Annotated in this window: 7 protein-coding genes; 2 read left to right on the top strand and 5 right to left on the bottom strand. The window is 73.6% G+C overall.

Features of this window, described 5'->3' with window-relative positions; all coding sequences use genetic code 11:
• Nucleotides 1-210: 210 nt before the first annotated feature.
• The 5 genes from hutH to ACZ592_RS06650 all read right to left on the bottom strand — a co-directional run bounded on the left by hutH (nucleotide 211) and on the right by ACZ592_RS06650 (nucleotide 7,008).
• Complete coding sequence (hutH, locus tag ACZ592_RS06670; protein WP_471580730.1) at nucleotides 211-1,749, bottom strand: histidine ammonia-lyase; 1,539 nt, start codon at nucleotides 1,747-1,749, stop codon at nucleotides 211-213.
• Between the two features lie 160 nt (nucleotides 1,750-1,909).
• Nucleotides 1,910-3,097, bottom strand: coding sequence for a GGDEF domain-containing protein (locus ACZ592_RS06665; protein WP_471580393.1), 1,188 nt, complete (start codon nucleotides 3,095-3,097; stop codon nucleotides 1,910-1,912).
• 59 nt (nucleotides 3,098-3,156) lie between these two features.
• The gene (locus ACZ592_RS06660; RefSeq protein WP_471580392.1) at nucleotides 3,157-3,954 is read right to left on the bottom strand and encodes an enoyl-CoA hydratase/isomerase family protein; all 798 of its coding nucleotides are present in this window, start codon (nucleotides 3,952-3,954) and stop codon (nucleotides 3,157-3,159) included.
• Nucleotides 3,955-4,033: 79 nt separating this feature from the next.
• Complete coding sequence (locus ACZ592_RS06655) at nucleotides 4,034-5,242, bottom strand: adenylate/guanylate cyclase domain-containing protein (RefSeq protein WP_471580391.1); 1,209 nt, start codon at nucleotides 5,240-5,242, stop codon at nucleotides 4,034-4,036.
• Between the two features lie 764 nt (nucleotides 5,243-6,006).
• Nucleotides 6,007-7,008: a biotin--[acetyl-CoA-carboxylase] ligase gene (locus tag ACZ592_RS06650; RefSeq protein WP_471580390.1), complete on the bottom strand. Its 1,002-nt coding sequence runs from the start codon at nucleotides 7,006-7,008 to the stop codon at nucleotides 6,007-6,009.
• Between the two features lie 126 nt (nucleotides 7,009-7,134).
• Between ACZ592_RS06650 and ACZ592_RS06645 the strand changes: the two genes are divergently transcribed.
• Nucleotides 7,135-8,772 (top strand): acyl-CoA carboxylase subunit beta, encoded by a 1,638-nt coding sequence (locus ACZ592_RS06645; RefSeq protein WP_471580389.1) that lies wholly within the window; start codon nucleotides 7,135-7,137, stop codon nucleotides 8,770-8,772.
• A gap of 17 nt (nucleotides 8,773-8,789) precedes the next feature.
• Nucleotides 8,790-8,996, top strand: a complete 207-nt coding sequence (locus ACZ592_RS06640) for an acyl-CoA carboxylase subunit epsilon (protein WP_471580388.1) — start codon at nucleotides 8,790-8,792, stop codon at nucleotides 8,994-8,996.
• Nucleotides 8,997-9,111: the final 115 nt, after the last annotated feature.

Raw genomic sequence — 9,111 nt, 5'->3', positions numbered from 1 at the left:
GGCGCGCCTCTGCGCGGGAGCGGAGGGAGTCAGAGGCGAAGGTCTCCCCCCCACCCCCCCCCCCCCCCCCCCCCCCCCCCCCCCCCCCCCCCCCCCCCACCCCTCCCCGAAGGAAGCCAAGCACTCGAAGGGCCCGAAGAACTCGAAGTACCCGAAGGGCCCGAAGGGCTCCCCGGCGCTACGCCAGGGGGCCCGAAGTGCTCCCCGGCGCTACGCCAGCGCCCCCGTGACCGGCTCCACCGCCGCCACGAGCGCGCCCGCCCGCACGAACTCGTCCGCCGCCGCCAGGTCGGGGGCGAGGAAGCGGTCCGGGCCCGGGCCCTCGACGCCGGCCTTGCGGACCGCCTCGATGACCGCGCGGGTCGCGGGGGCCGGGGTGAGGCCTTCGCGCAGCTCGACGGCGCGCGTCGCCGCGTACAGCTCGATCGCCACGATGCGGGTGAGGTTGTCGACGGCGGTGCGCAGCTTGCGGGCCGCGGACCAGCCCATGGAGACGTGGTCCTCCTGCATCGCGGAGGAGGGGATCGAGTCGGCCGAGGCCGGGACGGCGAGCCGCTTCATCTCGCTGACCAGGGCGGCCTGCGTGTACTGGGCGATCATCAGGCCCGAGTCGACGCCCGCGTCGTCCGCGAGGAACGGCGGAAGACCGTGCGAGCGGTTCTTGTCGAGCAGCCGGTCGGTGCGGCGCTCGGCGATCGAGCCGAGGTCGGCGGCGGAGATCGCGAGGAAGTCCAGGACGTACGCGACCGGGGCGCCGTGGAAGTTTCCGTTGGACTCCACACGCCCGTCGGGCAGGACGACGGGGTTGTCGACGGCGGCGGCGAGCTCGCGGTCGGCGACCAGGCGTGCGTGCGCCATCGTGTCCCGGCCCGCGCCCGCGACCTGCGGGGCGCAGCGCACGGAGTACGCGTCCTGCACGCGCGGCGCGTCGTCCTGGTGGTGTCCGGTGAGGCCGGATCCGGCGAGGACGGCGAGCATGTTGGCGGCGGACGCGGCCTGGCCCGGGTGCGGGCGGATGGCGTGCAGCTCGGGCGCGAGGACCTTGTCGGTGCCGAGCAGGGCCTCCAGCGTCAGGGCCGCGGTGATGTCCGCCGACTTGTAGAGGGTCTCCAGGTCGGCGAGGGCCATGATGAGCATGCCGAGCATGCCGTCGGTGCCGTTGAGGAGGGCGAGGCCCTCCTTCTCGCGGAGCTCGACGGGGGTGATGCCGTGCGCGGCGAGCAGCTCGCCCGCGGGCCGCACCTGGCCGTCGGGGCCCTCCGCGTCGCCCTCGCCCATCAGCGTCAGCGCGCAGTGGCTGAGCGGCGCGAGGTCGCCGGAGCAGCCGAGGGAGCCGTACTCGTGGACGACCGGCGTGATGCCCGCGTTCAGGACGTCGGCCATGGTCTGCGCGACCTCGGGGCGCACGCCCGTGTGGCCCGAGCACACCGTCTTCAGGCGCAGGAACATCAGCGCGCGGACCACTTCGCGCTCCACGCGCGGGCCCATGCCTGCCGCGTGCGAGCGCACGATGTTGCGCTGCAGCTGGGCGCGGAGGTCGGGGCCGATGTGGCGGCTGGCCAGGGCGCCGAATCCGGTCGAGACGCCGTACACCGGTTCGGGCTTGGCGGCGAGCGCGTCGACGATCTCGCGGGCGGCGGCCAGGGCGGCCACCGCCTCGGCGGAGAGTTCGATCCGCGCGTTCCCGCGCGCGACGGCGATGACGTCCGCCGCGGTCGTCCCGGACGTCCCAAGGGCCACGGTGCCCACGCTGTGCATATCCATATTCAGCAGCGTACGGTTTGAATCGCCAGGTGTCACGGGTGGGTTCGGCCCGGACCACTTACACCGGGCCCTCCAGGGACGGGAGCGTCACCGGCACCCGGCCCCGACCGCCTCCCCACCGCCCCCTCGGCCGCCCTCCCGCCCCTCAGCCGTCCTCGCGCCGGTCCGGGGGCCGCGGCCCCCGCCCCCGGAACCTCCGCCGCTCCCCCGCCGGCGGCTCCCCCGCGGCCGAGTCGGCGAGGCGCACCACCGGATCGCCGGCCCCTTCGCCCCCTTCGCGCCCGGCCACCACCGGCTTCGCGGCCCGCGCCGCCTTCGCGCGGTACTGCGCCGCGTCGGCGAGGCGGAAGAGACGGCGGGCCGAGCGCACGGGACCGATCGGGTCACCGGTCGACGCGACCCCGCATGCGACCCCGTCACCGAGCTCCAACTCCGATGCGCGTACGCAGAGTTCGTCGGCGACCCGGACCACCTCGTCGGCCGTGGGGCCCACGGAGAGCAGGCAGAACTCGTCGCCGCCGAGCCGCGCCGCGAGCGTCCCTGGCAGCATCGCGCCGCAGAGCGAGAGGACCGAGCCGAACCGCTCCAGAAGGCGGTCGCCGACCGCGTGGCCCCGGGTGTCGTTGACGCGCTTGAGCCCGTTCACGTCGCAGACGACCAGGCTCACCACCGACGCGTCGGCGAGGTGCCGCTCCACCGCCTCGTCCAGCCTGAGGTCCACCGCGCGGCGGTTGGCGAGCCCGGTCAGGGCATCCGTGAAGGCGAGCCTGCGCGCTTCCTCCAGGCGCTCGGTCTGCGCGATCCCGGCGGCGACCACCGACGCGAGGACCGTCGCGAAGTCGGCGTCGGCCCGGTCGAAGACCGGTGCGCCCGGCGGCCGCGCCACGTACAGCTCGCCCCACGCCCGCCCGTGCAGCACGATCGGCGCGACCACGCAGCAGCCGCGGCCCCGGCGGCGCAGGGCGGCCACGCGCTGGTGGCAGTAGCCGGCCGCACGGGCACCCGCGGGCCCCTCGGCCGTCTCGACCCAGGCGTGCGGCTCGCCGCCGCCCGCCCAGTGTTCGTGCAGGAACTCGGTGATCTCGGGGAACTGGTGGACGGGGTACGCCTCGTTCTCCGGGAACTCCTCCTCGCCCCGGACGCGTTGGCCCGCGTTCACCAGGACCCGCAGCCGCCCCATGTCCCGCTCCCACACGGACAGCGCGGCGAAACTCCCGCTCAGCGCGCGGCACGCGCCGCCGGCCGCCGCCCGCCAGGACTCGCGCGGAGTGTGCGCGGCCGCCATTCCCTGCGCCAGCTCCACCACGGCCCGCAGCCGGACATCCTCACCCATTTCCCCAGATTAGGAGGTTCGCCGCATTTTGGAACTTCGGGACACCGTCCCGGGCGCCGCTACTCCCCCGGCCACTGGGGCTTGCGCTTCTCGTTGAACGCCGCGACACCCTCCGCCCGGTCCGCCGAGAACGCCACCGTGCGCCAGGCCGCGTCCTCGACCTCCAGGCCCGCCCGCAGGTCGAGGCCGTGCCCGAGGCGCAGGGCGCGCTTGGCGGCCCGCAGACCGACGGGCGAGTTGGCGGCGATGCGGGCACCCAGCGCGAGCGCCTCCGTACGGGCCTCGCCGTCGTCCACCAGCAGGTCCACCAGGCCCAACTCCCGCGCCTCCGTGGCCTCCACGCGGCGCGCCGAGAAGATCAGCTCGGCGGCGCGGGCGGCGCCCACGCGGCGCGGCAGGAGCTGGGTGCCGCCGCCGCCCGGGATGACGCCGACGGACACCTCGGGGAGCCCGACGACCGCGGTCGGGTCGGCGACGATCATGTCGCAGGAGAGCGCGAGCTCGAAGCCGCCGCCGAGTGCGAAGCCGCGCACGGCGGCGACCGTGGGCATGGGCAGTTCCAGGACACCGGTGTAGGAGGCACGGGTCGTGGGCCGCTGGCGGCGCAGTTCGTCGTCGCCGAAGGAGTTGCGCTCCTTCAGGTCGGCGCCGACGCAGAAGGCCCGCTCGTGGGTGGAGGTCAGCACGACGACGCGGGCGTCCGGGTCGTCGGCGAGGGCGGCGCAGGCGGCGGCGATGGAACGGGCCATCTCCGAGGAGACGGCGTTCATCGCCTCGGGGCGGTCCAGGACGAGCTCGACGACGTGCCCGTGCCGCCTGACCGCCACGTACTCCCCGTACCACTGCTCGTCACCCATGACGCCTCCTCCACCCGGTTAACGACCGTTACCCCGGGATCATGTCAGCCGCACCCGGGCCCCGGGAAGGGGAGCGGGCTCAGCCCCGGCGGGCCAGCAGCCACGGCTCGACGACGCCGAGACCACGCACCGGGCGCTGCCACATCGGCTGCAGGGCGAAACGGTACGAGGGCGGCTCCTCGCCCTCCTTCTCCGCCTGCGCGGCCTCCTCCGCGGCCTCCGCCTCGGAAGCGGGCGCCTCGCCCGTACGGGTCAGCTCCTCCGCGAACGCCCCGTCCACGAGGACCGCGTCCCGGGGCGCTATCGACGTGAGCCGGCTCGCGAGGTTCACGGTGGTGCCGAAGACGTCGCCCATACGGGTCGTCACGGTGCCGAAGGCGATGCCGACGCGCAGCTCCGGCATGGTCTCGTCGTTGGCCATGGTCTCGATGAGCCGCAGCGCGATCTCCGCGGCGACGCCCGCGTCGTCGGCGGCGTACAGCACCTCGTCGCCCAGCGTCTTGATGAGCCGCCCGCCGTGCGCGGCCACGAGGTCCGCCGCGGTGGTCTCGAAGGCCTCGACGAGCTCGCCGAGCTCCTCCTCCTCCATGCGCCGGGTCAGCCGGGTGAACCCGACGAGGTCGGCGAAGCCGACGGCGAGCCGCCGGTCGACCATCTCCTCGTCGTCCGCGGCCTGCACGACGCGCCCCGTCGCGGCGGCGAGCTGACGTCGCCACACGTAGACGAGGAACTCCTCCAGCTCCGGCAGGAGCAGCTCCACCAGCGGGTACGTGACCTCGGTGCGGGTCATCCCGGGCTCGGGCGGCTCGGTGAGCCCCTCCAGGAAGGAGTCGATCTGCCACTCGGCGAGCCGCGCCGTGGTCTGCCCCGTGGACCGGGCCACCTGCACCGCCATGGCCTCGCTCAGCAGCCCCGCCTCGACCAGACCGGCGAGCCGGCGCAGCGCGAGCACGTCGGCCTCCGTCAGCGCCTTGGCCTGCCCGATGTCGGGAAAGCCCATGGCCCGCCAGAACCGGGACGCCAGCTCCATGGAGACGCCCGCGCTGCGGGCCGCCTGGAACGGGGTGTACCGCCGGTCGGCGCCCAGGATGAGCGCCTCGAGACGGAGGGCGAGGGGATTCTTCTCCTCGTCCCCGTCCTCCTTCTCGTCCACCTCGGGGACATCGCGTCCCCGGGCCGACTGCGAGGACCCGTCCGGCACCACATCACCGCCTTCACCGCCGTCGCCGGACCGGCCGTCGGGGGGTGGGTGTGCACCCGCGCCGGTGCCCGTGTCGTCGACGGTCACGCCTGCTGCCCTTCCGATCTGCCGTGGTCAGGTATCGACCGGCGTCAACTTTACGGCAGGTGTGCCGCACCTCACTCCCGACTGGCCCCTGGGCCTTGGACGGTCCTGGGTGACTGGGGGTCGCCCTGCGCGGGCGGGTGCGGGTCCGTCGTGGCTGATCGCGCAGTTCCCCGCGTGGGCTGGCCCCTGGGCCTTGGACGGTCCTGGGTGACTGGGGGTCGCCCTGCGCGGGCGGGTGCGGGTCCGTCGTGGCTGATCGCGCAGTTCCCCGCGCCCCTAGAAGCCCACCCGCCGTTGCGGGCCGCGCTGCGTGGGCGGGTGCGGGTGCGTTGTGGCTGGTCGCGCCGTTCCCCGCGCCCCTAAAAGCAACAGCTCGCCGCCCCCGTATCCCTGAGAGCAACAGCCCGCCGCGCCCGTACCCCTGAAAGCAACAGCCCGCCGCGCCCCCGAGGCACCGCCCCGCCCGAGGCGCCCCCGGAGGCACCACCCCTGCGGGGCTTGCCTCAGCTGCAGTGCATCGCCCCACCGGGCCGCACCCACCCACCCGGCCGGAGGGGGCGCGGGGGTATGTGCGCACGGAGCACCGAGCACACTGTGCCGTCTTTGTTCTTGAGGCGTGGCGCAGGGATAGCGAGTACGTACATACCCCCGCGACCCCGCCCCACAGCCGAACCCCAGGGGCGCGGGGAACTGCGCGACAAGCCACACCACACCCGCAGACGAAAACGCACCCAGGACCGCCCAAGGCCCAGGGGCCAGAACCCTCAGGCACCCCGCAAATGCACAATGTCCCCCGCCCCCACAGGCTCCTGCACCCCGTCCTCCGTAGCGAGGACCAGCCGGCCGTCGCCGTCCACCGCCACCGCCTCGCCCACGATCGCCCGGTCCCCGGGAAGCTCCGCCCGGACCCGGCGCCCGAGCGTCGCGCACCCCGCCGCGTACGTCTCCTGGAGCCCGGACGCGGCCGGGTCGCCGCCCGCCCCCCGCCAGTCCCCGTACCACCGCTCCAGCGACCGCAGCACGGCCCGCAGCAACGGATCCCGGTCCGTGACCCCCGCCCCCGCAAGCGCCAGCGAACCCGCCATCGGCACCGGCAGCTCGTCCTCGCGCAGCGTGACGTTGATGCCGACGCCGATGACGACACCGCCGCCGTCGGCGGAGCCGGCCCGCTCCGCGAGGATGCCGCCGGCCTTGCGCTCCGCCTCGCCGACAGTGACCAGAAGGTCGTTGGGCCACTTGAGTGCCGTGTCCACGCCGGCCACCCGGGAGAGCCCCGTCGCGACGGCGACGCCGGTGAGCAGCGGCAGCCACCCCCACCGCTCGACCGGCACCTCGGCGGGCTTGAGCAGGACGGAGAAGAAGAGGCCGGAGCGGGCGGGTGCCGACCACTGGCGGTCCAGGCGGCCGCGCCCCGCGCTCTGCTCCTCGGCGACGAGCACCGCGCCCTCGGGAAGCTCGTCGGCGCGGCCCGCGAGGTCGGAGTTGGTGGAGCCGGTGGCGGCCACCACGTCGAGGGAGGACCACAGTCCGCCGTCCCGGAGCAGGGTGCGCCGCAGGGAGGCGGCGTTGAGCGGCGGCCGGTCGAGGTCGGACCAGCGTCCGCCGCCGCCGGATTCCTGCCCGCCGGCGGCGGACGAGGAAGGGGACGGGGAAGGGGAAGGGGAAGAAGACGAGGAAGAAGGGGAAGGGGAAGGGGAAGAGGAAGAGGAGTCCCGTCCTCCGGAGGAGGAGTCGTCGTGCGCGTCTGAAGCATCTCGCGGCGTCATGCAAGCCACCCTAGGTGTGGTAAACGCCGCACTGCCGAACGGTATCGGCGCCGATACGCTACGGGTCAGTAGCCAGCCGCACAGCCGTAGACAAGCACCTTTGAGCAGGCAGGGAGCCGCATCCCGATGTCCGAGCCGGAAGAGCCCAACGTGCCCGCGTCAGACCGTCCCGCCGAAGACGGCGGCGCCACCGACATCCATACGACCGCGGGAAAGCTCGCCGACCTGCAGCGCCGCATCGAGGAGGCCAAGCACGCGGGCTCGGCCCGCGCCGTGGAGAAGCAGCACGCCAAGGGGAAGCTGACGGCGCGCGAACGCATTGAACTCCTGCTCGACGAGGGGTCCTTCGTCGAGTTCGACGAGTTCGCGCAGCACCGTTCGACCAACTTCGGCCTGGAGCAGAACCGGCCGTACGGCGACGGCGTGGTGACCGGGTACGGCACGGTGGACGGCCGCCCGGTCGCCGTGTTCTCGCAGGACTTCACCGTCTTCGGCGGCGCCCTCGGCGAGGTCTTCGGCCAGAAGATCGTCAAGGTCATGGACTTCGCGCTGAAGACCGGCTGTCCGGTCATCGGCATCAACGACTCCGGTGGCGCCCGCATCCAGGAGGGCGTCATGGCACTCGGGATGTACGGCGAGATCTTCCGCCGCAACACCCACGCGTCCGGCGTGATCCCGCAGATCAGCCTGGTCGTCGGCCCCTGCGCGGGCGGTGCCGTCTACTCCCCCGCGATCACCGACTTCACGGTGATGGTCGACCAGACCTCGCACATGTTCATCACGGGCCCCGACGTCATCAAGACGGTCACCGGCGAGGACGTCGGCTTCGAGGAGCTCGGCGGCGCCCGCACGCACAACAGCACCTCCGGTGTGGCGCACCACATGGCGGGCGACGAGAAGGACGCGATCGAGTACGTCAAGTCGCTTCTCTCCTACCTGCCTTCGAACAACCTCAGCGAGCCGCCCGCCTTCCCCGAGGAGGCGGACCTGGCGCCCACGGACGAGGACCTGGCGCTCGACACGCTGATCCCGGACAGCGCCAACCAGCCGTACGACATGCACGGAGTCCTCGAACACGTCCTGGACGACAACGAGTTCTTCGAGACGCAGCCGCTGTTCGCGCCGAACATCCTCACCGGCTTCGGCCGGGTCGAGGGCCACCCGGTGGGCATCGTCGCCAACCAGCCGACGCAGTTCGCCGGCTGCCTGAACATCGACGCCTCGGAGAAGGGCGCGCGCTTCGTGCGCACCTGCGACGCGTTCAACATCCCGGTGATCACTTTCGTCGACGTGCCGGGCTTCCTGCCGGGCGTCGAGCAGGAGCACACGGGCATCATCCGCCGCGGCGCGAAGCTCATCTACGCGTACGCGGAGGCCACCGTCCCGCTGATCACGGTCATCACGCGCAAGGCCTTCGGCGGCGCGTACGACGTGATGGGCTCCAAGCACCTGGGCGCCGACCTGAACCTCGCGTGGCCGACCGCGCAGATCGCGGTGATGGGCGCGCAGGGCGCGGTGAACGTGCTGCACCGCCGCACCATCGCCGCGGCCGGCGACGAGACGGCGCAGGAGGCGGCCCGCGCGCGGTTGATCCAGGAGTACGAGGACGCCCTGCTCAACCCGTACACGGCGGCCGAGCGCGGCTACGTCGACGCGGTGATCATGCCGTCGGAGACCCGGTCCCATCTCGTGCGGGGCCTGCGTCAGTTGCGTACGAAGCGGGAATCCCTCCCTCCGAAGAAGCACGGCAACATCCCCCTCTAGTCCCTCAGGGAGGTCTCATGATCAAGGTCGTTCGGGGCAACCCGACGCCGGAGGAGCTCGCCGCCGCCCTGGCGGTGGTCCAGGCGCGCGCCGCGGCGGTGGCGGGCCAGCCGTCCGGCGCGCCCGCGCTGCCCGACTCCTGGGCCGACCCCGCGCGCGTGGCCCGCCACCGGCTGCCCGCGCCCTCGCCGACGGCGTGGGGTCGCACCTACTGGCCCGGATAGGCGGCCGCACGGCCGACCCGGATAGGCACGTCGGGGGGGGGGGGGGGGGGGGGGGGGGGGGGGGGGGGGAGAGGCACCTATACCCGCCGCACCCTAACACTCCACGTTATCCCTC

The organism is Streptomyces sp. NPDC040622 (assembly GCF_055593965.1).
Note: the sequence above shows the minus strand (reverse complement) of the source record. Positions and strands in the feature narration are given on the sequence as shown.

Coding starts and splice junctions, on each gene's coding strand:
- ACZ592_RS06665 (WP_471580393.1), bottom strand. CDS start 3,097: ATGGGTGAGGATGTCCGGCTGCGGGCCGTGGTGGAGCTGGCGCAGGGA.
- ACZ592_RS06660 (WP_471580392.1), bottom strand. CDS start 3,954: ATGGGTGACGAGCAGTGGTACGGGGAGTACGTGGCGGTCAGGCGGCAC.
- ACZ592_RS06650 (WP_471580390.1), bottom strand. CDS start 7,008: ATGACGCCGCGAGATGCTTCAGACGCGCACGACGACTCCTCCTCCGGA.
- ACZ592_RS06645 (WP_471580389.1), top strand. CDS start 7,135: ATGTCCGAGCCGGAAGAGCCCAACGTGCCCGCGTCAGACCGTCCCGCC.
- ACZ592_RS06640 (WP_471580388.1), top strand. CDS start 8,790: ATGATCAAGGTCGTTCGGGGCAACCCGACGCCGGAGGAGCTCGCCGCC.